The organism is Niveispirillum sp. SYP-B3756 (assembly GCF_009495745.1).
In the GTDB taxonomy this organism is placed as follows: Bacteria; Pseudomonadota; Alphaproteobacteria; order Azospirillales; family Azospirillaceae; genus Niveispirillum.
On sequence record NZ_WIDQ01000010.1, the window covers coordinates 1 to 24340 of the forward strand.

General features: G+C 62.3%; 21 protein-coding genes. 8 read left to right on the forward strand and 13 right to left on the reverse strand.

The window, feature by feature from the left end:
• The 6 genes from GE253_RS17920 to bioB form a co-directional block, all read right to left on the reverse strand.
• Positions 1–287: hypothetical protein (locus GE253_RS17920; RefSeq protein WP_153205520.1), on the reverse strand; the 287-nt coding region annotated here is incomplete at its 3' end.
• A gap of 78 nt (positions 288–365) precedes the next feature.
• Positions 366–1136 (reverse strand): methyltransferase domain-containing protein, encoded by a 771-nt coding sequence (locus tag GE253_RS17925; RefSeq protein WP_173012708.1) that lies wholly within the window; start codon positions 1134–1136, stop codon positions 366–368.
• Positions 1130–1768, reverse strand: a complete 639-nt coding sequence (locus GE253_RS17930) for a hypothetical protein (protein ID WP_153205522.1) — start codon at positions 1766–1768, stop codon at positions 1130–1132. The genes GE253_RS17925 and GE253_RS17930 overlap by 7 nt, the downstream gene beginning before the upstream one ends.
• Positions 1765–2946 carry an 8-amino-7-oxononanoate synthase gene (locus GE253_RS17935; protein ID WP_153205523.1) on the reverse strand — a complete coding sequence of 394 codons (1182 nt, stop codon included), beginning with the start codon at positions 2944–2946 and terminating at the stop codon, positions 1765–1767. Before GE253_RS17935 ends, GE253_RS17930 begins: the two co-directional genes overlap by 4 nt.
• Entirely contained in the window at positions 2943–4217 is a 1275-nt protein-coding gene (locus GE253_RS17940) for an adenosylmethionine--8-amino-7-oxononanoate transaminase (protein ID WP_153205524.1), read from the reverse strand. Before GE253_RS17940 ends, GE253_RS17935 begins: the two co-directional genes overlap by 4 nt.
• Positions 4214–5224 (reverse strand): biotin synthase BioB, encoded by a 1011-nt coding sequence (gene bioB, locus GE253_RS17945; RefSeq protein ID WP_153205525.1) that lies wholly within the window; start codon positions 5222–5224, stop codon positions 4214–4216. The genes GE253_RS17940 and bioB overlap by 4 nt, the downstream gene beginning before the upstream one ends.
• A 96-nt stretch (positions 5225–5320) precedes the next feature.
• Here bioB and bioD point away from each other — a divergent pair, with 96 nt between their 5' ends.
• Positions 5321–6016, forward strand: a complete 696-nt coding sequence (gene bioD / locus GE253_RS17950; RefSeq protein ID WP_153205526.1) for a dethiobiotin synthase — start codon at positions 5321–5323, stop codon at positions 6014–6016.
• A 145-nt stretch (positions 6017–6161) separates the two neighbouring features.
• On the opposite strand, the gene GE253_RS17955 is transcribed toward bioD, so the two are convergent.
• Genes GE253_RS17955 through GE253_RS17965 form a run of 3 tightly spaced genes read right to left on the reverse strand, consistent with a single transcriptional unit; the run spans position 6162 to position 9567 of the window.
• Positions 6162–7238 carry a tartrate dehydrogenase gene (locus GE253_RS17955; RefSeq protein WP_153205527.1) on the reverse strand — a complete coding sequence of 359 codons (1077 nt, stop codon included), beginning with the start codon at positions 7236–7238 and terminating at the stop codon, positions 6162–6164.
• A complete protein-coding gene (locus tag GE253_RS17960) occupies positions 7235–8707 on the reverse strand; it encodes an NAD-dependent succinate-semialdehyde dehydrogenase (RefSeq protein ID WP_153205528.1) in 1473 nt (490 codons plus the stop codon). Before GE253_RS17960 ends, GE253_RS17955 begins: the two co-directional genes overlap by 4 nt.
• A gap of 2 nt (positions 8708–8709) precedes the next feature.
• Positions 8710–9567, reverse strand: a complete 858-nt coding sequence (locus GE253_RS17965; RefSeq protein ID WP_153205529.1) for a GNAT family N-acetyltransferase — start codon at positions 9565–9567, stop codon at positions 8710–8712.
• Positions 9568–9798: 231 nt separating this feature from the next.
• Between GE253_RS17965 and GE253_RS17970 the strand changes: the two genes are divergently transcribed.
• The 5 genes from GE253_RS17970 to GE253_RS17990 all read left to right on the forward strand — a co-directional run bounded on the left by GE253_RS17970 (position 9799) and on the right by GE253_RS17990 (position 15350).
• Positions 9799–11274 carry an aldehyde dehydrogenase family protein gene (locus tag GE253_RS17970; protein ID WP_348770892.1) on the forward strand — a complete coding sequence of 492 codons (1476 nt, stop codon included), beginning with the start codon at positions 9799–9801 and terminating at the stop codon, positions 11272–11274.
• A 53-nt stretch (positions 11275–11327) separates the two neighbouring features.
• Positions 11328–12281 carry a nucleoside hydrolase gene (locus tag GE253_RS17975; RefSeq protein ID WP_173012709.1) on the forward strand — a complete coding sequence of 318 codons (954 nt, stop codon included), beginning with the start codon at positions 11328–11330 and terminating at the stop codon, positions 12279–12281.
• A complete protein-coding gene (locus GE253_RS17980) occupies positions 12278–12664 on the forward strand; it encodes a glyoxalase superfamily protein (protein WP_153205531.1) in 387 nt (128 codons plus the stop codon). Before GE253_RS17975 ends, GE253_RS17980 begins: the two co-directional genes overlap by 4 nt.
• A 149-nt stretch (positions 12665–12813) precedes the next feature.
• Entirely contained in the window at positions 12814–13251 is a 438-nt protein-coding gene (locus tag GE253_RS17985) for a cupin domain-containing protein (RefSeq protein ID WP_153205532.1), read from the forward strand.
• Between the two features lie 488 nt (positions 13252–13739).
• Positions 13740–15350, forward strand: a complete 1611-nt coding sequence (locus tag GE253_RS17990; protein ID WP_247878735.1) for a CHASE3 domain-containing protein — start codon at positions 13740–13742, stop codon at positions 15348–15350.
• A gap of 81 nt (positions 15351–15431) precedes the next feature.
• Here GE253_RS17990 and GE253_RS17995 read toward each other — a convergent pair whose 3' ends face one another.
• Complete coding sequence (locus tag GE253_RS17995) at positions 15432–15878, reverse strand: DoxX family protein (protein ID WP_153205534.1); 447 nt, start codon at positions 15876–15878, stop codon at positions 15432–15434.
• A gap of 285 nt (positions 15879–16163) precedes the next feature.
• Positions 16164–17150, reverse strand: coding sequence for a helix-turn-helix domain-containing protein (locus GE253_RS18000; RefSeq protein WP_153205535.1), 987 nt, complete (start codon positions 17148–17150; stop codon positions 16164–16166).
• A gap of 130 nt (positions 17151–17280) precedes the next feature.
• On the opposite strand from GE253_RS18000, the gene GE253_RS18005 reads away from it, so the two are divergent.
• Both GE253_RS18005 and GE253_RS18010 read left to right on the forward strand, forming a co-directional pair.
• Positions 17281–17541, forward strand: a complete 261-nt coding sequence (locus GE253_RS18005) for a type II toxin-antitoxin system ParD family antitoxin (RefSeq protein ID WP_153205536.1) — start codon at positions 17281–17283, stop codon at positions 17539–17541.
• 509 nt (positions 17542–18050) lie between these two features.
• Positions 18051–19610 carry an anti-phage dCTP deaminase gene (locus GE253_RS18010; protein WP_173012710.1) on the forward strand — a complete coding sequence of 520 codons (1560 nt, stop codon included), beginning with the start codon at positions 18051–18053 and terminating at the stop codon, positions 19608–19610.
• 324 nt (positions 19611–19934) lie between these two features.
• Here the strand turns inward: GE253_RS18010 and scpA are convergent, their stop codons facing one another.
• Positions 19935–22088 (reverse strand): methylmalonyl-CoA mutase, encoded by a 2154-nt coding sequence (gene scpA / locus GE253_RS18015; RefSeq protein WP_153205538.1) that lies wholly within the window; start codon positions 22086–22088, stop codon positions 19935–19937.
• Positions 22089–22243: 155 nt separating this feature from the next.
• On the reverse strand, positions 22244–24244 hold the full coding sequence (locus GE253_RS18020; RefSeq protein ID WP_153205539.1) for an acetyl/propionyl/methylcrotonyl-CoA carboxylase subunit alpha: 2001 nt from the start codon (positions 24242–24244) through the stop codon (positions 22244–22246).
• Between the last annotated feature and the right edge of the window lie 96 nt (positions 24245–24340).

Consider the following 24340-nt stretch of genomic DNA (forward strand, 5'->3'; position numbering starts at 1 on the left):
GGCGATGCCAAGCCGCGCCCTGTGACGCAGGTAGGCGTCATCGGCAGCGGCACCATCGGTTCAACCACCTCCTCTACCAGGGAGACATGCAGGGGCTCTTCCGGCAGGAACGGCACTTCCCGGTGCTGCATGACGATCAGGCTGCCCACCGCCAGATGCAGGGCCACCACACAGGCGACGGAAAACATCCGGGAGGAGAGCGGCCCGGCCGACAGCCGGGCAGCACCCGATCCATGCGTTGGCGAACTGTCGGGGAAATAGAACCCCGCCATCGTCTGATCCGCCATTATTCCGCCCCCAAACCAAGAGTCACTAATAATTACTCTTAGTATCATGGCATGAAGCGGCTGTTTAGTCTGCCCCGCTCATGGGTGGCATTCCGTCGCTGCCCGCAGAATGGCCAGCTGATAGGTGATCTGCACCGGTCCCGCCGCTTCCAGCGCCCGCATGGCCCGTCGCAGCCGGGCCGCATCCAGCCGGAGGGCGGCGAAACCGGCGCCAATATCGCGCAAGCCCAACAGGAAATGCCGCGAATCGGGATGGGTTTCCACTAGCGCCCGGCTGGTGACGGTGAGGCCCGGCAGCCAGCCGCGCATCTCAGGAAGCGTCGGATAGGACAGGCCCACCGGCCCGGCCCCCGCCGCCGCCAGGGCGGCTTGCCATTCCCGGAAGGTGCCATCGGCCAGCGTGGCCACCAGCAGCCGCCCGCCGGGGCGCAGCAGCCGGCACCAGGCCGCCAAGGAAGCCGCCGGATCGGCGAACCATTGCAGGGCTAGGCTGGAACAGACCAGATCGACGCTGCCGGGGGCCAAGGCCGGGGCCTCCCCATCCATGGCGGCGAAGCGCAGGCGCGGATCATCGCCACAGGCCAGCCGGCAGCGGCCGGCCATGGCGGGGGAGAGGTCGCTGGCCAGCCATTGGCCGATATCGGGCAGCAGCGGCAAGGCCCGGCGCGTCAGCAGCCCGGTACCGCAGCCAATTTCCAGCACCCGCGCCCCGGCGGGAAGTTCCAGGCTGGGCAGCAGCGCCGCCAGCTCCCCCGCCACCTGGGCCTGGATACGGGCATTGGCATCATAAGAGGCGGCGGCACGGCCAAACTGCCGCGCCACGGCGCGCTTGTCGGCCGGGCTCAGCACGAAGCGGCTAGCTGAAGGGCGGCGGCGGCGCAGGCCTGTGCCGCCGTCAGGGGCAGGGCATGGCCGCCCGGCAGCCAGTCCACCCGGTCAGGAAAACAGGCTTGGCTGTGCGACGGCGAAACAATCGGGTCATCCAACCCGGCCAGCGCGCTGAAAAGCGGGGGCAGGGGGGCGCTGCGCTGATCGATTTCTGCCAGAAGCTCCAGCCCCTGGCCCAGCCGATCCCTGTTCGCCGCCCCGCTGGGCAGGGGCAGGCCGGCACGGGTGGTGAAATCCGCCAACACGGCGGCGGGATCGGCAGCAAAGCGGCGGCGCATCTGGGTCAGCAGGCGAGGTGGGGTGCCGGCGGGAAAATCCGCCTGTGCCGTGAAGCGGCTGAATCCATTGATCGCCAGCAACCCCGCCAGCCCATCCCGCCCCAGCAACAGCGCCACCCCCAGCGAATGACCGATGCCAATGACGGGCTGGCCAGGGGGCAGCACGGGTTCATCGGCAGTGCCGAAATAGCCCTGATCCCAGTGCTGGATATTATCTGCCGGGATGCCGGCATCCCGCAGATGACCCACCAGCGCCGTCCAGATGCCGGGGGCACCAGCCCAGCCATGGGCCAGCAGGAAAAGGGGTTTGCTCATTCCAGCGGCCCCCTGGGCAGGGCGGCGATGGCGGCCAGCAGGCCGGCAATGTCCGCAGCCGACAGGGCGCTGGACAGGCTGAGGCGCAGGCGGGCGGTGCCGGGAGGGACGGTGGGCGGGCGGATCGCTACCACCAGATATCCCGCCTGTTCCAGCTTTGCCGCCAGTTCCAGCGCCGTCGCATCCGGCCCCGCCACCAGCGGGATGATTTGGGTGCTGCTGTCGAGCACATCGTAGCCGGCGGCGCGGACCGCTGCGCGGACCCGTTCACCCATATCGGCCAGCCGTGCCCGTGCGCCATCTAATGCCGGCAGCAAATCCAGGGCGGCCTCCAGCGCCCCCAGCACGGCGGGGGGCAGGGCGGTGGTGTAGATGAAGCCAGCGCAGCGGTTGATCAGGTAATCGATCAATTGGCGCGACCCGGCAACATAGGCACCAAAACCGCCAAACGCCTTGCCGAAGGTACCCATATTGATGGAGACACGGCCCGGCACCCCAGCCGCCAGCCCCCGCCCGCCCGGCCCCAGCACGCCGACCGCATGGGCCTCGTCCAGGTACAAAGGCGCGCCAAACCGCTCACACAGGTCCAGCAGGGCTGGCAGGTCGCAACGGTCCCCATCCATGGAGAAGACGGATTCCGTCACCACCAGCGGCGGGGCCGCATTCGCCCGTTCCCGCAGCAGGCTTTCCAGATGCCCCAGGTCATTATGGCGGAAGCGCTTGGCTTTCAATCCGGCAGCGAAGCTACCCTGGATCAGGCTGGCATGGGCCAGGCGGTCCACCAACAGTTCGGTCCCCGGCCCCAGCAGTTCCGCCAGCGCTGGCAGCAGCGTGGCATTGGCCTGGAAGCCGGTGCCCAGCAGCAAGGCAGCCTCCACCCCCAGGAACGCTGCCAGCTTTTCCTCCACCTCGCGGTGGATGGCCAGCGTACCGGCCACCAAGCGCGACGCGGCAGAGCCGGCACCATAGCGGGTGGCATAATCGGCGGCGCGGGCGGCCACGCGCGGATCATGCGCCAGCCCTAGATAATCATTCGATGCCGCGTCGATCAGCCAGCGTCCATCCGGCAATTGCAGCCGTATCCCGTCGCGCACCAGGGGCCGCAGGCTGCGGCGACGGCTGGCGGCGGACAGGCCGGCCAGGGCGCTGGCTGCCCGTTCATCCAATAGGCCATTCATCCCGGCAAACCCGCCGTCACGGTGCGGATGGCGGCCATCAGCCGTTGCAGATCATCCTCCCCGATGGTGAAGGCGGGCGTCAGATAGAGGATGCGACCAAAGGGCCTTATCCATACACCCTGTTCCACCAGCTTTTCCTTCAACCCGCGCAGGTCCGCCGGGGCCTGTTTCAGTTCCACCACGCCGATGGCGCCCAGCACGCGCACATCGGCCACCGCCGGCATGTCGCGGCAGGGTTCCAGGCCCCGGCACAAGGCGGTGGAGATAGCGGTTACCTGTTGCAGGCGCGGCTCCGTTTCAAACAGGTCCAGCGAGGCATTGGCCACAGCACAGGCCAGCGCGTGGCCCATATAGGTGGGGCCATGCATTAGGGCGGCGCTGGGCTCTTCCGACCAGAAGGCATCGAACACCCGCGCGCTGGCAATGGCGGCAGACAGGGGCAGAACACCGCCGGTCAGCGCCTTGGACAGGGTGACGATATCCGGCACCACGCCGGCCGTCTCGCACGCGAACAGGCTGCCGGTGCGACCGAAACCGGTGAAAATCTCATCGAAAATCAACAGGATGCCGTAACGGTCGGCCAGTTCACGCAGCCGCCGCAGCACGGCCGCATCATGGAACAGCATCCCGCCGGCGCCCTGCACCAGCGGTTCCACCAGCATGGCGGCGATGCGGTGGCCCTGCTGGGCCAGGAACTGGTCCAGCGTCTCCAGGCTTTCCGCGTCACGCGGCAGGGGCAGCACGGGGTGTTCGGGCAGCAGGCCACGGAATTTGGCGTGCATCCCTTCTTCCGGGTCGCAGACGGCCATGGTGGCGATGGTGTCGCCATGATAGCCGCCGGTGAAGGCCAGGATCTTGGACCGGCCCCGCTCCCCCTTGTTCAGCCAATATTGCACCGCCATTTTCATGGCGACTTCCACCGACACCGAACCGGATTCCGCCAGGAACACCCGTGTCAGATCACCCGGCAGCATCCCCGCCAGCCGTGTGGCCAGCCGGTAAGCGGGCTCATGTCCCAGCCCGCCGAACATGACATGCGGCATGGAATGGGCCTGGGTTTGTAACGCTGCCAGCAGATGCGGGTGGTTATAGCCATGGCAGGCCGTCCACCAGGACGCGATGCCATCCACCAGTTCCCGCCCATCCGCCAGCCGCAGGCGGGTGCCGCTGGTGGAGACCACCGGCAGGGGTGGGCCGGCTGTGCGCATCTGGGTATAGGGCAACCAGATATGCCCCAGCCCTTCCGTCAGCCAGCCAGGCGCATCGCTCATTCGCGCACTTCCACCTGCATCGGGCGCAGACCCAGCCGGCCGAACAGCTTCATGTCGCGTTCCTGTGCCGGGTTCACCGTGGTCAGCAGCCGCTCGCCATAGAAGATGGAATTGGCACCGGCCAGGAAGCAGAGCGCCTGCATCTCATCGCTCATATCCTCCCGCCCTGCCGACAGGCGGACGGCGCTGGACGGCATGGTGATGCGGGCCACCGCAATGGTGCGCACGAACTCGATCGGGTCGACTTCCTCGGCTTTGTCCAGGGAGGTGCCCTTGACCTTGACCAGCAGGTTGATTGGCACGCTTTCCGGGTGCTTGGGCAGGCTGGCCAGGGTCTGGATCAGACCCACCCGGTCTTCCCGGTCTTCGCCCAGGCCCAGAATACCACCGCAGCAGACATTGATGCCGGCATTGCGCACATTATCCAGCGTATCCAGCCGCTCCTGATAGGTCCGGGTGGTGATGATGTTGTTGTAATGCTCCGGCGAGGTGTCGAGGTTGTGGTTATAGTAATCCAGCCCCGCATCCTTCAGCCGGGCCGCCTGTTCCGGGCGCAGCATCCCCAGGGTGACGCAGCTTTCCATGCCCAGTGACTTCACGCCCTCGATCATGGCGCAGACCGTATCCAGGTCGCGGTCCTTAGGCGAGCGCCAGGCGGCCCCCATGCAGAAGCGGCTGGCCCCGCGCTCCTTGGCGGCGCGGGCTTCTTCCAGCACCTTCTCCACTTCCATCAGCTTTGACGCCTTCAGGCCGGTATCGAAGCTGGCGCTCTGCGGGCAATAGCCGCAATCCTCCGGGCAGCCGCCGGTCTTGATCGACAGCAGCGTGGAGATCTGCACCTCATTGGCATCGAAATAGTGCCGGTGCAGGGTCTGGGCTTTGAACAGCAGGTCCATGAAGGGCATGGCGAACAGGTCGGCCACCTGTTCGCGCGTCCAGTCATTGCGGATGGCGGCGGGGGCTGCGGCTTGGGCCAGGGTTCCCTCCATCACGACATTATCCGGCATTGCTGTTCCTCTTTGTCGCTTGTCAAATCATTGCCACATGACTGGCGCCAAGCGCATATCCGGTCAAGCAAAGAATGCCTTCGGGAGTATGCCGCCATGTCCGCTTTTTTCGTTACCGCTACCGGAACGGATATCGGGAAAACCTTCGTTTGCGCCGGTCTGATCCGCCACTGGCGGGCCAAGGGATTGATGGCGCAGGCTTTCAAGCCGCTGGTCAGCGGCATTGACGATGCCGACCCTGCCGGCAGCGACCCGGCCGCCTTGCTGGCGGCCATGGGGCAGGATGTCACGCCGGCCGCGCTGGACGCGATTTCCCCTTGGCGATTCCGTGCGTCCCTGGCCCCCAATATGGCGGCAGCTTTGGAAGGCAAGGCGGTGGATTATGCCGGGCTGCTCACTGCCTGCCGCACCCGCGTCGCTGCCGCCAGCCCGACCGCGCCTTTGCTGGTGGAAGGGGTGGGCGGAGCGATGGCCCCGGTGGATGATGATCGCACGGTGCTGGACTGGCTGCGCGCCCTGGAATTGCCGGTGCTGCTGGTCGCCGGCTCCTATCTGGGCAGCATCAGCCACACGCTGACGGCGCTGACTGTGCTGGCTGACCGGGGCCAGAGCGTGGCGGGGCTGGTGGTCAGCGAAACGGCGGGCGCCACGGTAGCGCTGGGCGCGGTGAAACAGGCGGTGGCCCGACATTTCCCCGGCATCCCCTGCTTCAACCTGCCCCGCCAGCCGGCGGGGGCCCTGGTCTCCCCGATGTTGGGGCAATTGGCAGATCAGTTGTTGCCGGCTCGCTGATCAGGCGTTTTCGGCGGCAATTGATGCCCCCTGTTCACCACGCAGCGCCAATGAAACCAACCTGCCTAAAGGTCAATCTTTAGGCGGGTTGGTATCCGTCTGTTTGCGGGTCGATCAAGGGGTGGGTAGATATGTCTGGAAACAATCACTCCAGCGCCGCTTCCACCGCCTTGCCGCAGGTGAGGGTATCGGCTTTGCCCTTCAGGTCGCCGGTGCGCAGGGCCGGTTCGGCCAGCACGCTTTCCACTGCGCGCATGATGCCGGCGGCGGCCTCCGCCTCGCCCAGATGGTCCAGCATCATGGCAGCCGACCAGATCTGGCCGATCGGGTTGGCGATGCCCTTGCCGGCAATATCGGGGGCGGAACCATGTACCGGCTCAAACAGGGAAGGGCCGGTGCCTTCCGGGTTGATATTGCCGGAAGGGGCAATGCCGATGGTGCCGGTGCAGGCCGGCCCCAGATCGGACAGGATATCGCCGAACAGGTTGGACCCCACCACCACATCGAACCGGTCCGGGTTCAGCACGAACTGGGCGGTCAGAATGTCGATATGGTACTTGTCCCAACGCACATCCGGGTACTGTGCCGCCATCGCCTCCACCCGCGCATCCCAGAAAGGCATGGAAATGGAGATGCCGTTGGACTTGGTGGCGGATGTCAGGTGCCGGTTGGGCCGGCGGTTGGCCAGTTCAAACGCATAGCGCAGCACCCGGTCCACGCCATGGCGGGTCATCACCGTTTCCTGGATGACGATTTCCCGGTCAGTGCCGGGGAACATATGGCCGCCGATGGAGGAATATTCCCCCTCCGTGTTCTCCCGCACGATCCAGAAATCAATGTCGCCCGGCTGGCGGCCGGCCAGCGGGCAGGGCACGCCTGGCATCAGCCGCACCGGGCGCAGATTGATATATTGGTCATATTCGCGGCGAAACTGTAGCAGCGAACCCCAGAGCGAGATATGGTCCGGCACTGTGGCGGGCCAGCCGACGGCGCCGAAGAAAATGGCGTCCGGCTGGCCGATCTGCGCCTTCCAATCCTCCGGCATCATCCGGCCATGGCGGGCGTAGTAATCGCAATTGGCAAAATCATGCCATTGTTGATTGATGGTGAAGCCATAGAGGCTGGCGGCGCGTTCCAGTACGCGCACGCCCTCCGGCATTACTTCCTTGCCGATCCCATCGCCGGGGATGACGGCAATGTTATAGCTGCGCTTGCTGCTCATGCTCCGTGCCCCAGCTTCAGACCGGCAATATGGAAGGTCTTGGTTTCCAGATATTCGTCAATGCCGGTCGGCCCGCCCTCGCGGCCCAGACCGGATTGCTTGATGCCGCCGAAGGGCGACATTTCCATGGCGATGGAGCCGGTATTCAGTGCCACCATGCCGGTTTCCAGCGCCTCCGCCACCCGGAAGGCGCGGTGCAGGTTCTCGGTATAGAAGTAGCTGGCAAGCCCGAAGGGCGTGTCATTGGCAATGCGGATCGCCTCTTCCTCCGCCTGGAAGCGGAAGATCGGGGCAACGGGGCCGAAGGTTTCCTCTGATGCCAACCGCATGGACGGATCGGCCCCGGTCAGCAGCACCGGGGTGGCAAACCGTTCCCCCTGATAGCCGCTGGTCTGCGCGGTCAGGCGGGCGCCGCGCGACAGCGCATCATCCACATGGGCCTGCACCTTGTCGACAGCAGCCTTGTTGATCAGCGGGCCGGTGGTGACGCCCGGTTGGTCGCCCGGCCCCACCTTCAGCGCCGCCACGGCGCGGCCCAGCTTTTCCACAAAGGCATCATGGATGCCGTCCTGCACCAGGATGCGATTGGCGCAGACGCAGGTTTGCCCGGCATTGCGGAACTTGCTGGCCATGGTGGCGGCCACCGCCACATCCAGATCGGCATCGTCGAACACGATCAGCGGCGCATTGCCGCCCAGTTCCAGTGACAGGCGCTTCACCGTGTCGGCGCATTGCGCCATCAGCAGGCTGCCCACCCGGGTGGACCCGGTGAAGGAGAGCTTGCGCACCAGCGGGCTGCCGGTCAAGGCGGCGCCAATCCCCTGTGGCCGCCCGGTGACGACATTGAACACGCCCGGCGGAATGCCGGCCTGCTCCGCCAGCTTGGCCAGGGCGAGCGCGGTGAACGGCGTCATTTCCGACGGCTTCACCACCACCGGGCAGCCGGCGGCCAGGGCTGCCCCGCATTTGCGGGTGATCATGGCGGCGGGGAAGTTCCAGGGCGTGATGATGGCCGAAACGCCCACCGGTTCCTTCATCACCAGGATGCGGCGGTCGGCTTCCGGTGCTGGCACCATGCCGCCCAGAACGCGCCGTGCCTCACCGGCAAACCATTTCACGAAGCTGGCCGCATAGCGCACCTCGCCCGCCGCTTCCGCCAGGGGCTTGCCCTGCTCGGTGGTCATGATGCGGGCCAGATCATCGCTATTGGCCAGCATCAGCGCGTGCCAGCGTTCCAGCATATCGGCCCGCGCCGCCGCTGGCAGCGCCCGCCAGGCCGGCCAGGCGGCATGGGCGGCGGCGATGGCGGCATTTGTGTCCGCCTCATCCGCGTCCGGCACGGTGCCGATGATGGCGCCGGTGGCGGGATTATCCACATCCAGGGTGCGGCCGGTGGCAGCACCCACCCACTGGCCACCGATCAGGTTGGCCTGGATGAACAAGGTGGGATCGGCAAGGGTCGGCTTCATGATCATCCAAGGGCTTGGGTGACAAGGGAGAAGGTGCGCAACTCGCTGTCGCGCTTGGGTTTCGGGCCGCGCACCATACGGGTGACGCGACCGACACATTGCAGGCCCAGCCCATCCAGCCAGGGCGACAGGCCGCTATCTTCCGGGATATCGACACGGCAGAACATGCCGGCATTGGCCCCCAGCCAGTGGGAGATCAGCGCCTTGGCCCCGCCTTCATCCGGTGCCACGGTGGGGCCGACGACATAGCCCCGCCCGAAGCGGCGGAACAGGGCGAAGCCCGCCGGTTCATGCGCACGGGTCAGCATCACGCCGACAGCGCTTTTATCCAGGGTGCTGATCAGGTGGCTGCGGTCCATGCCGGTGGCGCGGGCATCCATGGCGGTAATCACGGGCCAGTCGCTCTGCCCCATCGGGCGTACGCGTTCATCGGTGATCAGGTCGGGCACCGGCACGGAAAAGGCCGTGCCCTGATGTTGCAGCACCTCGCCATCGGCATCGAAACCCAGGCTGCGGTACAGCGGCGCGCCTTCTGTCGTGGCGTGCAGGATGATGGTGCGGTCGCCCAGCTTGTCCATCACCGCCTGCATCAGCTTGCGACCCAGGCCGACGCCCTGGCAGAAGGGGGAGACGATGACCATGCCCAGCGTAGCCGTTTCCGGCCCGAACGGCCAGCACATGGCCGTCCCCACCACCTCGCCGTCGCGCTCAGCCACCACGCCTTCACCGATTTCCAGGAAGAAGCTCCAGTCTTCCAGCAGGTGCGGCCAGTTCAACTCCCGGGAAAGCGCGTGCGCCTGGGGCAGATCATCCAGGTGCATCGCCCGTAATTGAATGGCGGGTGGCGTTCCCTTCTCCATGCCATGTACTCCTTGATAGGGAGCGGTGACGGCATGGTCTGCCGCAGCATCTGCCGTGCCGCTCCTGAACGACTGGTGAGACATTAAGCTGGCTCGCGTGGCATTCGCTGCCGCCCTGTCGGTTTATTCGGAAGAATCTAATGTCCTGCTTCGGCGTGATCCCGAACAAATGCCGTCACAGGCGCATAATCTGGCGGGCATTGTACGCCAGCGCCGACAGGAGCCTTACCCGTGGTCAGCTTCAATCCCGATCAGATCGCCCCGATCCCCGGTTCCAACATCATCGGCGGGCGCCGTGTGCTGGGCCAGGGGCCGGCGCTGACGGTGCTGCGCCCGTCTGATGCGCGCCCTTTTGCTGATCTGGATACGGCCAGCGCCGATCAGGTGGATCAGGCGGTGGAAGATGCCGCCCGCGCCTTCAAGCAGAGCGACTGGGCCCGCGTCGAACCGCGCCAACGCATGAAGGTGCTGCGCCGCTGGGCCGATCTGATTGAAGCCGATATGGATGTGCTGGCGCCGCTGGAGGCTGCCGGCTCCACCCGCACCATCGCGGAGACACGGGCCTGGGACGTCTGGTATACGGCTGAAACCCTCCGCTTCTTTGCGGAATTTGCCGACAAGGTGGGCGGCGATGTCGCCGCCACCAGCCATGACAAGCTGGGCCTGACCATCACCGAACCCTATGGCGTGATTGCCGCTGTAGCACCTTGGAACCTGCCCCTGGTCATGGCCGGCTGGAAGGTCGCCCCGGCGCTGGCGGCGGGCAATGCTGTGGTGCTGAAGCCCAGCGAGATGACGCCCTTCAGCGTGGTGCGGCTGGCTGAACTGGCGATAGAGGCGGGGTTGCCGCCGGGCCTGTTCAATATCGTGCAGGGTGACGGGCGCCAGGTGGGGGACCGGCTGTGCCGGCATCCGCTGGTATCCAAGGTGACCTTCACCGGCTCCACCCGCACCGGCATCGCCATCATGCAGGCCTGTGCAGAGACGGGGCCGAAGCCGGTGACGCTGGAGCTGGGTGGCAAGAGCCCGCAACTGGTCTTTGCTGATGCCAGCGACCTGGACAAGACAGCCGGCATCGTCGCCCGGGCCATCACGCTGAATGCCGGGCAGGTCTGTGTTGCCGGTTCCCGCCTGCTGGTGCAGGAACAGGTGGCCGACCGGGTGGTGTCAGCCATCTGTGACCGGTTCCAGGCCCTGCGCCCCGGCCCGACCTGGGAGGCGGGGACCAGCCTGTCGCCCATCATCTCCCATCCCCAGGCCGAGCGGATCGACGGCATTGTCAGTCGCACCAAGGCGGCGGGGGCGGAGGTGCTGACCGGGGGCGGCCGGGCCGCCGGCCCGCAGGATGGGGCGTTTTATCAGCCCACCATGCTGGCCGGGTTGACGCGGGAGCATGAGGCGGTGCGGGAGGAGATTTTTGGCCCCGTGCTGACCGTGCAGACCTTCGGTGAGGAAGAGGAGGCCTTTGCCCTGGCCAATGACAGCGGCTTCGGGCTGGCGGCGGGCGTGCACACGGGCGACGTTTCCCGCGCGCTGCGGGCCTTACGCGCACTGGAGGCGGGAACGGTTTGGGTCAACCGCTATGGCCGTTCCAATGATTTCATCCTGCCCACCGGCGGTTTCAAGAAATCCGGCATCGGCAAGGATCTGGGGCGGGAAGCCTATGAGGCCAACCGGAAATCCAAAACCATGCTGATTGAGTTCTGATTGCCGCCCGTTCTATGGTGTCGAGGACTGATCCGCAACCGGACACCGGCACCATGACCAATCCGCTTCCCCTGATCCTTGATGGCGATCCCGGCACCGATGACTTGTTGACCTGGATGTGGGCACTGGCTGTGCCGGACCGGGTGAAGGTGCTGGGCATCTGCACCGTGCATGGCAATGTGGCCCTGTCCCGCACTACGGAAAATGCCCTGGCCCTGCTGGACCATCTTAATGCCCCTGTCATTCCCGTTCATGCCGGAGAAAAGGCACCCTTAGGCCGGGCGGAACCGCCGGCCGGCGATGGCGCCTTTGCCGAAAGCGGCTTGGGGGCCTTGGTGCTGGCACCGGCCACGCGCAAGCCGGCCTCTTATGACGCGGTGGGTTGGATGGCGGATACGCTGCGCAGCCATCCGCCGCGCAGCGTGACCATCTGCGCCACCGGCCCGCTGACCAATCTGGCCCGACTGCTGGAGCGCGCGCCGGATGCCTTTGCCCGTATCGGCCATCTGGCGGTGATGGGTGGTTCCTGCGATCTGCTGCCGCCCAACCATGTGCGGCGGGGCAATATCACCGAATGGGCTGAGTTCAATTTCTACATGGACCCGCTGGCGGCCCAGCAGGTGCTGAACAGCGGCATCCCCATCACCCTGATGCCGCTGGATCTGACCCACCAGCTTGTCAGTACGCCCGACCGGCTGGCCCGCGCCCGCGCACTGCCGCGCTATGGGGAGGAGGTGGCGCTGATGCTGGACGCCGCCGCCCATCTAGACCGGCCGAAATTCGGCGCCAATGGCGCCTTCCAGCATGACATGACGGTGCTGGCCACTCTGCTGCACCCGGAATTGTTTGAAGGGGAACAGTCGCAGGTGACCATAGCCACAACGGGTGTCGGGTCCGGCGCCTGCCTGCGCGTGCCGGACCCGGCGGGGGCTGTGCGCGTCATGCTGCGCGTGCCCGATCCGGCTGCGTTCTTCGACCGGTTCTTCCAGGCATTGGGGGAACCATGACAGAGAGCCCGGAACCCATCCTTTTTGAACCGGCCGTGCCGATTGTCCGCATTTTTGATGTGGCAAAGGCACGGGAGTTTTATCTGGATTTTCTGGGCTTTGCGCTGGATTGGGAACATCGGTTCGGCGACAATTTTCCGCTTTATTGCCAAGTGTCGCGCGGCCCCCTGCGGCTGCACCTGTCCGAACATGCCGGCGATGCCACGCCGGGCGGGAACATGGTTGTCTATATGACGGGTATCCAGGCCTTTCAGCAGGAACTGGCGGCCCAGGACTACCGCTATATGAAGCCGGATCTGGAAATGCTGGACGATATGCTGATGGTCCAGGTCACGGATCCGTTCGGCAACCGGATACGCTTTCTGGAACTACCTGATACCTGATAGCGGTTCCCTATGCTTGAACGGTTTGGGATGGCCTAGGGTGGCTTTGCCGATCGCTCGATAATGGCAGGAAACTGCTTCGTATTACAGCAGGGGTTGCAATCCATAGGGGTTGGTTCATTCTCTCCCACAAAGAATAGGGGAGGGGAATGATGAGGTCGCCTTGTGTTATCGCCGCTGCCGGTTTGCTGTTGGTCTCGTTTCCGGCCTTTGCGGGCGACGCAACGGGGCTGACGGCGACATCGCTGCTGGACACGAAGACATTGGGGGATGGGCTGCCGCTGCGCTATCCTCCGGGTGACGCCCATCTGACCGCGCTTATGGTGGAACTGGCTCCCGGCGGTGAAACCGGTTTACACCGTCACCCGATGCCGGTGGTGGGCTACATCGTTTCCGGAGAGGTAACGGTCTCTGCTGAGGGCATGGCACCCCGGGTATTCAAGGCGGGTGAGGCCTTCGTGGAAACCTCCGTCTGGCACAATGGTCGCAATGAGGGGCGGGAGCCGGTGAGGATTCTGGCGATCTATCTGGGGGCGGAAGGTCAGTTGCGGGTTGAAAAGAAGCAAGGCAGCGACGGGCATTATTGATGCCCCTCACCGCCCGGTTGCGCGCCTTGTCATCTGGCGATGGCGTCTCGGTCTGAGAAGAAGTCCTATTTATCCAACAGGTTACAGGGGGAGTGATGATACCGGCCATGGCATAGCCATGGCCGGTGCCGGGGAAAGCACATCTTAAAAAAAATAGGCGAGAACAGGGGTTTGTCAGCCATTTCCATAATGCTTCCATCGGGCAAAAATACGGTAAAAGTATTATAAATCATCATTGTAATTTGAGTGGGCGATATTTGTATGCATAAGGTCATGTTGACCTTATTGGGAATACGAACGTAGGATTTTTTAAGAGCGAGCGGTGCGGTTATTTTCTGATGAAAATGACCTACCTTTTGACTGCGCTTGTCCTGTTGTCGTCGGTTAGAAAACCCAAAGGGTGGGTGATGTTCTCATTCGCAAACAATATGTCAGTCAAAACCAGGATTGGCCTTTCCTTCGCAGGCGTCCTGGTTGTCATCATTTTGATGGGGCTTTACCTCAACACGCAGATTGCGGTGGTGGCGAAGACCAGCCAATGGAACACGCACACGTACAAGGTTCTGGCAAGCATCGATGATATTGTGGCTGGCATGGTGAATCAGGAAACCGGCCTGCGCGGTTATCTGTTGTCAGGCAAGAAAGAGTTTCTGGAACCCTATAATGGCGGACGCAAGCGGACGGCGGAGGCCTGGCAGCAGGCGAAGGAACTGACGGCGGACAATGCCGCTCAGCAGCGGCGCCTGGACGATCTGAAGGCTGCCATCGACCAATGGCAGAATAAAGTTGCCGAGCGGGAAATTGCGCTGATGGGTGATACTGCCACCATTCAAGCGGCGCGTGATATGGTAGCCAGTGGGGCCGGCAAGGTTTCGTTCGACGCGTTGCGCCGTATCGCCGCAGAAACACGAAGCGTCGAAAGCGACCTGCTGAAGACAAGGTCGGCGGAACAGGATGGCGCGATCTCGGCATCAAGCACAGCGACCTGGGTGGGCGTGATCGCGGCGGCTCTTCTCTCGGCCTTGCTGGGCTTCCTGCTGGCGCGTGGTGTCAGCCTGCCCATCACGGGTATCTCCGATGTGATGCGCGCGCTGGCTGCCAACGACAAATCCGTGCAGGTGCCTTATCGTGAGCGGGGGGATGAGATTGGCAAGATGGCGCTGGCCGTGCAGGTGTTCAAGGAAAACGCCATTGAGATGGACCGGCTGCAGGCCGAACAGGAAAAGCTGAAGGCCACTGCTGAGGCGGAACGTCGGGCAGGCATGTTGAAGCTTGCCGATGCGTTCGAAGCCCGGGTGAAGGGCGTGGTGGAGACCGTGGCCTCTGCCGCGACGGAGATGCAGGCCACGGCCTCGGCCATGTCGGGTACGGCGGAAGAAACCAGCCGACAGGCCATGGTGGTGGCGTCGGCCTCTGAGCAGGCATCTGCCAATGTTCAGACGGTGGCCAGTGCGACGGAAGAACTTTCCTCCTCCATCCAGGAGATCGGGCGGCAGGTGACCAGTTCCACCCAGATCGCCAATCAGGCGGTGGCGGAGACCAAGCGCACCTCCGATACGATGAGTGCGCTGGTGCTCGCCGCCCAGCAGATTGGTGACATCATCAAGCTGATCAACGAAATTGCCAGCCAGACCAACCTGTTGGCCCTGAATGCCACCATCGAGGCGGCGCGCGCCGGTGATGCCGGCAAGGGGTTTGCTGTGGTGGCGTCGGAGGTGAAGGCACTGGCCACCCAGACCGCCCGTGCCACCGAGGATATTCAGGCGAAGGTCAACGAAATTCAGACGGCCACGGGGGGCGCCAAGTCTGCTGTGGAAGGGGTGGAGAAAACCATCACCCGTCTGAATGAGATTGCGGGCAATATCGCGGCAGCGATTGAGCAGCAGGGGGCGGCAACGCGGGAAATCTCTTCCAATGTGCAGCAGGCTGCCCATGGTACCTATGAGGTGAATTCCAACATTACTGGGGTGAGCCAGGCCGCGGCAGAGGCAGGATCGGCGGCCACCCAGGTGCTGGGTGCCGCCAACGGCCTGTCTAAGGAGGCAGAAACCCTGCGCCATGAGGTTGAGAATTTCATTTCCACGGTGCGCGCCGCCTGATCCGGGCCTGGATGGATCGTGACACAGCGAGAAGGGGGGATGCGGTCAAGGCCGTATCCCCCCTTCTTGGTTTTCGACGGTTCAGATGGTGGCGGTCTGGTGCGGATTGACCGGCTCGGCATTATCCAGCGCAAAGGGGCCGGCACCGAAGGCGACGATCTGCAGGAAACCGCCGGCCATGGCGATATTCTTCCAGAACATGATCTGCTGAACATAGGCAGCCTGGGCATCGGCCAGCGCCCAGTAATTATGGAACAGCAAGGCCGTCAGGATGGAGAAACCGGCCAGGGCCAGGGCACCCAGCCGCGCCTGGAAACCCAGCAGCACCATTGTGCCGCCGACAATCTCCGTTATCGCTGCGGCCGCCAGCAACAGGTCGGACGGCAACGGCAGGCCCGCCGTGGCAACATAGCCAACCGATGCATCCCAGGCCAGCAGCTTGCCCAAGCCGCTGGTGAGAAAAATGGCCGACAGCAGAACGCGGCCGATGACGGGGATGAAATCGGAGAATTTGTTGAAGCCGATCATGATGGCGATCCTTTTTCCGGGGTGGAGGGGCGGGGCCGTGTGCGGCGTCGTCCGCTGATGGGAGAAAGCTATCGCCAGCCGGGGTGTGAAACAATTCAGCAAGATTGGAAAATATTGTCCTGATTTTCGCAACTATCCCTTTGCCCTTTTCGTTTCCCACTCGGTTCGGTGAGCGTGTCTGGCAGATCAAACCCATGCTTCTGCACCTGATCACCCGTCCTTCCCTGCGCAACGCTGCGCAACAGTTTAAGCGCTGATGGTGCGCAGCCGCCCGGCCGGTCGGGATCAGTAACGGGGCTGGGTGGCGGGGCGGTAGATATTCAGCTCCTCCCCCGCCGTGCGCGCCAGCCAGGGGTTCATGCGTGCCTCTGCCCCGGCGGGAAAGGGCAGCAGCCGTTCATCGACATGGTTGGCCAGCTGCAGCATGGCCCGCAGCCGATAGACCAGGAGACGCACCGGCGGGCGCACCGCCCGGTCGGCGGATGGCCGCATCACCCCGTCGGGGCGAGCCGGCACCGGACGGTGCGGGGGACGCGCGGGCGGTTCGGCAGCGGCAGGGGCCGCCGCTGGAAGGGGGCCGGTGGCGGGGGAGGCATCGCCGGGGACGGGCGAGGGTACGGGCGCCGGATCGGGCATTGCCGCCAGCGGTTCCGGTTCCGTGGCAGCGGCGGCGGCGCTGGTCGCCGGGGCGGCGGCCTCGGCAGGTTGCGGCCGGGGCCGGCGGGGCATGGGGCGGCGGATAGGACGACGTTCCGGTTCAGGCTGGCATTCCTTGGCCACCAGCAATGGCCCACCCAGTTCCAGCCGCTCCGCCGCCCAGAGGATGGCGCGGATATTGCCGGCATTGATGGCCCGCGACAGCCCTTCCACCACGGCATGACGCATGGCGACGAAACGGCTGTCGCTTTCCCGGCGCAGCATTTCCCATTCCGCCGCGATGCGGCGGCGCAGGCCTGGGGAGCGTTGCAGCGCCCGCCAGATGGTGCTGCGCGACAGGGTGAAATGGCGCGCCACCTCTGTCACCGTCACGCCAGACGCCAGATAATAGGCGATGCGCGCCCATTGTTCATCGCTGCGGCTGCGGTTGTTCAGCCCCTCGGTGAACATATGTTCATAGGCATATTCCACATCCTCCCCATTGCGCCACGCCTCCTTATCCTCCGACCCACGCCACCAGGCCTCCCGCTGTTCATCCTTGGGCAGGGCGGCATGGGCGGGGTCCAACTGGGCCGGGTCCAGGGAATGGATAGTGGGCTTGGTGTCGCGCGGCATGGGAGGCTCCGGGGTGATGGGTTGGGGTATTTATTCCTATCATACTTGGGGTTCCGGGGCAAGATGGGGTGGACGGGGCATGGGGATTGGGGTAATTTTTGCTACTTGGTCTTACCAGGAAGCACCCGTCATGCCGGATATTCAGAAAATCAGCATTGCTGTGACCAGCGACCAACTGGCCGCCATGCGCGAGGCGGTGGAAACCGGTGATTATGCCACCACCAGCGAGGTGGTGCGGGAGGCCGTGCGGGACTGGCAGATGAAGCGCGCCCAGCGGCAAGAAGAACAGGCCCGGCTGCGCCACGCCTGGAATGAGGGCAAGGCGAGCGGCGGCACAGCCGCATTTGATATTGAGCGCACCATTACCGCCGCGAAGGCACGGTGGCGGTAAATGGCTGAAAGGATCAGATCAATTTACCCATAACCCCAGTAATGGGGGCACAGAATACAGCCAAGGTCACAGGAGAGAGCCCCATGACGCTATATCAGAACGGTCAAGTTAAGATTCCCTATTTTTTTGCTCTGCGATATGGTACGGACGGCGTTGTTGTCCAACGCCTCGAGGTTCTTACCGAGAGCGGGCGCTGTGTGGTGTCCATGAAGCTTGAATAGTTGAATAATCTACCCAGGATAACCCAAGCGCCAGTGGCGCTGTCGGTACTGCTCCTGGCGCGTGCTTTACCGGCCTTATTGGGGGTGGGACAGGTGGTGATCAGCTTAGGGGGAAGATGCAACGGCACAGGACGGTGATAAAGGTAGGAGAACCCAATAAGGAGCGAGATGAGAGATTTTTTAATTTTTTGTAGAAATTTTTATCTAGAAAATTTATGATCGAAGCGTCAAAAAATGACACATCAGCGCAATACTCGGCAAGTAATTAAAAAATGGTGGAGCGTTAGAATGTTGAAATCAGCCCCTTTGTTTACAGAAAAAGAAACGCCAGAGACCAACCACCTCGCAAATAATCTGTCAGATAGGATGTCTCAAGAAATAATATTTGTCCTTGTTGGCCCTGTTGGCTCTGGTGTTAGCACGACAGCGGAAAAAATTCGTAGCATTCTTCAATCTCAATTCAAATACACCGTGCCAGAAATTATAAGAATGAGCGAATTTATAGCTAATGATGCAAATAAGGTTTCTATTACTGTTGCAGAAAGGGATAAACTAGATAGGTATATTACGACCATGCAGGATGCCGGGAATAAGTTGAGAGAGAAATTCGGAGCAAATTACTTAGCGGCACGTGCCGTAGAGAAAATTGTTAATATAAGAGAGAAAAATAGTGGTTATTCTGAATCAGCGGGAGAGCGCATTATCCAACCGAAGAGAATCGCATATATAATAGATTCTATTAAAAACATTGAAGAATATAAACTTCTGAAACAAGTTTATGGAGACATATTAGTTCTATTCGGTGTTTTTGCTCCTGACCAATTGAGAGAAAAACGACTTTCAAGTAATGGTGCGGCATCAAGTGAGACAAAAAATATAATAGACAGAGATCAAGCAGATATACCAACATTTGGACAAATGACCAGAAAAACCTTTATCGAATCTGATTTTTACATATGTAATGATCAAAAACTTGAGGAGCTAGATAGAAAGGTTCGGAGATTACTTGATATCATTTTTGATGTAAACATCCACACTCCTACGCGCGCGGAATCTGCAATGTATGAAGCAGAGGCAGCTGCTATGAACTCTGCATGCATGTCGAGACAAGTTGGCGCCTCTATTGTCTCAGATTCAGGTGAACTTATTGCAATTGGCTGGAACGATGTCCCTAAATTTGGAGGAGGTCTATATAATGAGGGGGATCAAATGACAATGAAGGAAGGAAAAATTATTGACTCAGACAATAGATGCTTTAAATATAAAGGAAATATATGCCACAATGAGATAAAACGAAGGGGAATTATTGAAAAAGTGGTCGAAAAGATGATATCAGGAAAACTTTTTAAGAAGGAGATCGGAAAATCAGATGTAATTCGCATTCTTTCTGGAACTGAAATTGATTCTATAATCGAATACTCTCGCTCAATACATGCAGAGATGGAAGCCATACTTTCTGTTGCTAGAGAGGGAAAAAATTCACTATTAAAATCAACTATGTACACAACCACTTATCCCTGTCATAATTGTGCTCGCCATATTGTTGCGGCGGGCATAAAGGAAGTTGTATATATTCAACCCTATCAGAAGAGTTTGGCAATAGAATTGCACGGAGATGCGATTAGCGAACTGCAAGACGATACAGGAAGGGTAATTTTCCGTCAGTACGATGGAGTTGCTCCAAGGAATTTTATCCGCGCTTTTAAGTCCGTTAGAGACAGAAAATCTAATGGCCGACTTGCACGCCCAAACTCCGAAACCGCTTACCCTATTTTCCGCACTCAGTTAGACTCCTTTTCAAAATATGAGGACAAGGTTGTTGCGGACCTCTTAGCGAAAGTCGTATAATTTTGGGCCATTGTGATTCGGTTATCGCTTGGTGGAGGGGAATATGGATAGGAAGAACTTGACAAACAGGGAGCAGTTGGCACTTGATTTTGGAAGTATCGATTCGAGCCCTAGTTCTCGCTTAACAAGTTCTAACCTAGGTGGAGCCACAGTATATTCGTTCATTGATAAAAAAAATCAGCAAAGCAGACAAGAAGCGTTAGAGCGCGTGGTTAAGTCTGGGATATTTAAAATAAGTTAAGCTAACACATAAGATGGCGGGGATTAGGGTTATTTCATGAGATGAATTAAGAGTGAAGTGGAGGGGGCCGAAGCCCCCCGCCCTTACGCCCCTCGCTTCGCCTTGATCATCTCCATGATCTCCGCCGCCGCCTTGGGAATGTTGGTGCCCGGCCCGTAGATGGCCGCCGCCCCCGCGTTCAGCAGGAAATCATAATCCTGGGGCGGGATGACGCCGCCGCAGACGATCAGGATGTCGCCGGCCCCCTGTTCCTTCAAAGCGGCGGCCAGTTGCGGCACCAGGGTCTTGTGACCGGCGGCCAGGCTGGAGACGCCGACGACATGCACGTCGTTTTCAATGGCCTGGCGGGCAGCCTCCTCCGGCGTCTGGAACAGGGCGCCGACATCGACGTCAAAGCCGATATCGGCAAAGGCGGTGGCGATGACCTTCGCACCCCGGTCGTGCCCGTCCTGGCCCATCTTCACCACCAGCATACGCGGGCGGCGGCCTTCGGCCTCGGCGAAGGCTTCCACATCCTGCTGGATGCGTTTGAAGCCCTCGTCGCCCTCGTAAGCGGCACCATAGACGCCGGAGACGGAACGGATGACGGCGCGGTGACGGGTGAAAACCTCTTCCATGGCGTCGGAAATCTCCCCCACGGTGGCGCGGGCGCGGGCGGCATCCACGGCCAGCGCCAGCAGGTTGCCGGATTTCTCAGCCGCCGCCTTGGTCAAGGCGGCCAGGGTTTCGCGGACCTTTGCATCGTCGCGGGTGGCCCGGATGCGCTGCAGCAGGGCGACCTGGGCTTCGCGCACGGCGGTATTGTCGATGTCGAGAACGTCAACCTTTTCCGGGTTCTGCGGGCGGTATTTGTTGACGCCGACAATGACTTCCTCGCCCCGGTCGATGCGGGCCTGACGCCGGGCGGCGGCTTCCTCGATCATCAGTTTGGGCAGGCCGCTTTCCACGGCCTTGGTCATGCCGCCCATTTCTTCCACCTGATCGATCAGCTTTTCCGCCGCTTCGGCCAGGGAGGCGGTGAGATGTTCCACATAATAGGAACCGCCCAGCGGATCGACCACATGGGGGATGCGGGTTTCCTCCGCGATGATCAACTGGGTGTTGCGGGCGATGCGGGCGCTGAACGGGGTGGGCAGGCCCAAAGCCTCGTCAAAGCTGTTGGTGTGCAGGGACTGGGTGCCGCCCATGATGGCGGCCATCGCCTCAATCGTCGTGCGGATGACGTTGTTATAGGGGTCTTGCTCGGTGAGCGAGACGCCCGACGTCTGGCAATGGGTGCGCAGCGCCAGCGACCGGGCATCCTTGGGCTGGAAATGCTTGTCCATCAGCTTGGCCCAGAGCAGGCGGGCGGCGCGCAGCTTCGCCACCTCCATGAAGAAATCCATGCCGATGGCGAAGAAGAAGGACAGGCGCGGGGCGAACTTGTCCACGTTCAGGCCCTTGGCCAGGGCGGCGCGGACATATTCCAGCCCATCGGCCAGGGTGAAGGCCAGTTCCTGCACCGCCGTGGCCCCGGCTTCCTGCATGTGATAGCCGGAAATGGAGATGGAATTGAACTTGGGCATATGGTTCGCCGTGTATTCGATGATATCGGCGATGATCCGCATACTGGGTTCGGGCGGGTAGATATAGGTGTTGCGGACCATGAACTCCTTCAGAATGTCATTCTGAATGGTGCCGGAGAGCTTCTCCGTCGCTACACCCTGTTCCTCACCGGCCACGATATACATGGCCAGGATGGGCAGCACGGCGCCGTTCATGGTCATGGAGACGGACATCTTATCCAGCGGGATGCCGTCGAAGAGGATTTTCATATCCTCCACCGAGTCAATCGCCACGCCGGCCTTGCCGACATCGCCCACCACGCGGGGATGGTCGCTGTCATAGCCGCGATGGGTGGCCAGATCGAAGGCCACCGACAGGCCCATCTGGCCTGCGGCGAGGTTGGCGCGGTAGAAGCGGTTGGACTCTTCCGCCGTGGAGAAACCCGCATACTGGCGGATGGTCCAGGGCCGGAAAGCGTACATGGTGGCGCGGGGGCCCCGGGTGAAGGGCGCGAAACCCGGCAGGGTGCCGGTGCTTTCCAGATCGGCGAGATCTTCGGCGGTGTAGAGCGGCTTGACCGACAGGCCTTCCGCCGTGGTGCGGGTGAGGTCGGAGAGAGAGGCACCGGCCCCCACATCCTTGGCGGCAAGGGCTTCCCAGTCGGCGAGAGTCTTGGGCGGGAACTGGGTCATGGGGGGTCTCCGGGGCATGTCACCCAACCGTCACCCCGGCGAAGGCCGGGGTCCAGGAGACGGTTCGGCGATGTTGCACTCTACGATACTGGACCCCGGCCTTCGCCGGGGTGACGGAAAAAAGAAGGGACGGAAAATCGACGAGGAAACAACCCTCACTCAAACTCAATAATCTTCTCATCCACCGCCAGCGAGGCGCCCTTGGCGGCGTGGATTTTCTTCACTGTGCCGTCGGCTTCGGCACGCAGGATGTTTTCCATCTTCATCGCCTCCACCACGGCCAGTTCCTGGCCGGCCTTCACCGCCTCGCCTTCCTTCACGGCCACCGAGACCAGCAGGCCCGGCATGGGGGACAGCAGGTATTTGGACATGTCGGGCGGCAGTTTCACCGGCATCAGGTCAGCCAGTTCCGCCGCACGCGCGGTCAGCACGTCCACCACCAGGGCCGCCCCACCATGGATCAGCACCCAGGACAGGCCCTTGCGGTCGACCTGCACGCTCATCGGTACATTGTCGATATGGCCCTGCCAGAGGCTCTGGCTGATCTCCCACGGGCCGACGACGCTGAGGTCGCGCCCGCCCAGGGTGACGGTGGCGCCTTCGTCGGTGAGCGTCACATGGGACGGGTGGTTGGTGCGCTCGGCGCGCGCTACCCAGTCGCGGGCGGTGCGGCGGCCATGGGATGGCACCTGGCCGGAGACCATGCCATCACGGGCCGCAACCCGCTGCTGGAACAGGGTGGCGAGCGCCAGCAGGCGGTCACGGGCACCCTCGTCCGGGGACAGGCCGTGGAAGCCGTCGGGATATTCCTCCGCGATGAAATTGGTGGTCAGGCGACCATCGCGGAAGCGCTGCTTCTGCATCAGGGAGGCGAGGAAGGAGATATTGTGCCCGACACCCCGGATCTGGAACCCGTCCAGCGCATCCGACATGGCGTCGGTGGCCTGCTCGCGGCTGGGGGCCCAGGTGATCAGCTTGGCGATCATCGGATCGTAATACATGCTGATCTCGCCGCCCTCATACACGCCGGTATCGACGCGGACGATGGCGCCATCGGGGCGCGTGCCCTCCGCCGGGGGACGGTAGCGGGTGACGCGGCCGGTGGAGGGCAGGAAGCCACGCGTCGGCTCTTCAGCATAAACGCGCGCTTCCAGTGACCAGCCGTTGATGCCGATATCCGCCTGGGTCAGCGGCAGCTTTTCCCCCGCCGCCACGCGGATCATCAGTTCCACCAGATCCAGGCCGGTGATCATTTCGGTAACGGGATGTTCCACCTGAAGGCGGGTGTTCATCTCCAGGAAATAGAAATTCCGGTCCTTATCGACGATGAATTCCACCGTGCCGGCGGAGCGATATTGCACCGCCTTGGCCAGCGCCACCGACTGTTCGCCCATGGCGCGACGGGTGGCTTCATCCAGGAAGGGCGACGGCGCTTCCTCGATCACCTTCTGGTGACGACGCTGGATGGAGCATTCACGCTCGTTCAGATAAACGGCGTTGCCATGGCTGTCGGCCAGCAACTGGATTTCGATGTGGCGCGGCTCGGTGATGTATTTTTCGATGAAGACGCGGTCATCGGCGAAGCTGGAACGCGCCTCGTTGGTGGCGGAGCGGAAGCCGTCGGCCACCTCCCCTTCGTTCCAGGCCACGCGCATGCCCTTGCCGCCACCGCCGGCGGATGCCTTGATCATCACCGGGAAGCCGATTTCCCGCGCAATGCGGATGGCTTCCTCATCATCCTTGATGACGCCCAGATAGCCCGGCACGGTGGACACGCCGGCCGCCTTGGCCAGCTTCTTGCTCTCGATCTTGTCGCCCATCGCGCCGATGGCATGGACATCGGGACCGATAAACACGATGCCCGCCGCCTTCAGCGCCTCGCAGAAGGCGGCCTTTTCCGACAGGAAGCCATAGCCGGGATGCACAGCCTCGGCCCCCGTCTTCAGGCAGGCCTCAATGATCTTGTCGGCCAGCAGATAGGATTGGGCGGACGGGGCGGGGCCGATATGCACCGCCTCATCCGCCATCTCCACATGCAGCGCGCCGGCATCGGCATCGGAATAAACCGCCACCGTCTTGATGCCCATGCGCCGGGCAGTCTTGATGACGCGGCAGGCGATTTCACCACGGTTGGCGATGAGGATCTTCTTGAACATGGGTGCTGCCTCTTGGGGCTGGGCGCTGTTGGTTGCCGAACTGAACAGGGTTCCTCTCCACCAACCGTCACCCCGGCGAAGGCCGGGGTCCAGATT

What these genes read in the sequence shown, in the direction of transcription:
- bioD (WP_153205526.1), top strand. Translation starts at nt 5,321, where the DNA reads ATGTCCGCTTTTTTCGTTACCGCTACCGGAACGGATATCGGGAAAACC.
- GE253_RS17995 (WP_153205534.1), bottom strand. Translation starts at nt 15,878, where the DNA reads ATGATCGGCTTCAACAAATTCTCCGATTTCATCCCCGTCATCGGCCGC.
- GE253_RS18000 (WP_153205535.1), bottom strand. Translation starts at nt 17,150, where the DNA reads ATGCCGCGCGACACCAAGCCCACTATCCATTCCCTGGACCCGGCCCAG.
- GE253_RS17990 (WP_247878735.1), top strand. Translation starts at nt 13,740, where the DNA reads ATGGGGCTTTACCTCAACACGCAGATTGCGGTGGTGGCGAAGACCAGC.
- GE253_RS18005 (WP_153205536.1), top strand. Translation starts at nt 17,281, where the DNA reads ATGCCGGATATTCAGAAAATCAGCATTGCTGTGACCAGCGACCAACTG.
- bioB (WP_153205525.1), bottom strand. Translation starts at nt 5,224, where the DNA reads ATGCCGGATAATGTCGTGATGGAGGGAACCCTGGCCCAAGCCGCAGCC.
- GE253_RS17940 (WP_153205524.1), bottom strand. Translation starts at nt 4,217, where the DNA reads ATGAGCGATGCGCCTGGCTGGCTGACGGAAGGGCTGGGGCATATCTGG.
- scpA (WP_153205538.1), bottom strand. Translation starts at nt 22,088, where the DNA reads ATGACCCAGTTCCCGCCCAAGACTCTCGCCGACTGGGAAGCCCTTGCC.
- GE253_RS18020 (WP_153205539.1), bottom strand. Translation starts at nt 24,244, where the DNA reads ATGTTCAAGAAGATCCTCATCGCCAACCGTGGTGAAATCGCCTGCCGC.
- GE253_RS17980 (WP_153205531.1), top strand. Translation starts at nt 12,278, where the DNA reads ATGACAGAGAGCCCGGAACCCATCCTTTTTGAACCGGCCGTGCCGATT.
- GE253_RS17985 (WP_153205532.1), top strand. Translation starts at nt 12,814, where the DNA reads ATGATGAGGTCGCCTTGTGTTATCGCCGCTGCCGGTTTGCTGTTGGTC.
- GE253_RS17960 (WP_153205528.1), bottom strand. Translation starts at nt 8,707, where the DNA reads ATGAAGCCGACCCTTGCCGATCCCACCTTGTTCATCCAGGCCAACCTG.
- GE253_RS18010 (WP_173012710.1), top strand. Translation starts at nt 18,051, where the DNA reads ATGTTGAAATCAGCCCCTTTGTTTACAGAAAAAGAAACGCCAGAGACC.
- GE253_RS17975 (WP_173012709.1), top strand. Translation starts at nt 11,328, where the DNA reads ATGACCAATCCGCTTCCCCTGATCCTTGATGGCGATCCCGGCACCGAT.
- GE253_RS17965 (WP_153205529.1), bottom strand. Translation starts at nt 9,567, where the DNA reads ATGGAGAAGGGAACGCCACCCGCCATTCAATTACGGGCGATGCACCTG.
- GE253_RS17955 (WP_153205527.1), bottom strand. Translation starts at nt 7,238, where the DNA reads ATGAGCAGCAAGCGCAGCTATAACATTGCCGTCATCCCCGGCGATGGG.
- GE253_RS17930 (WP_153205522.1), bottom strand. Translation starts at nt 1,768, where the DNA reads ATGAGCAAACCCCTTTTCCTGCTGGCCCATGGCTGGGCTGGTGCCCCC.
- GE253_RS17935 (WP_153205523.1), bottom strand. Translation starts at nt 2,946, where the DNA reads ATGAATGGCCTATTGGATGAACGGGCAGCCAGCGCCCTGGCCGGCCTG.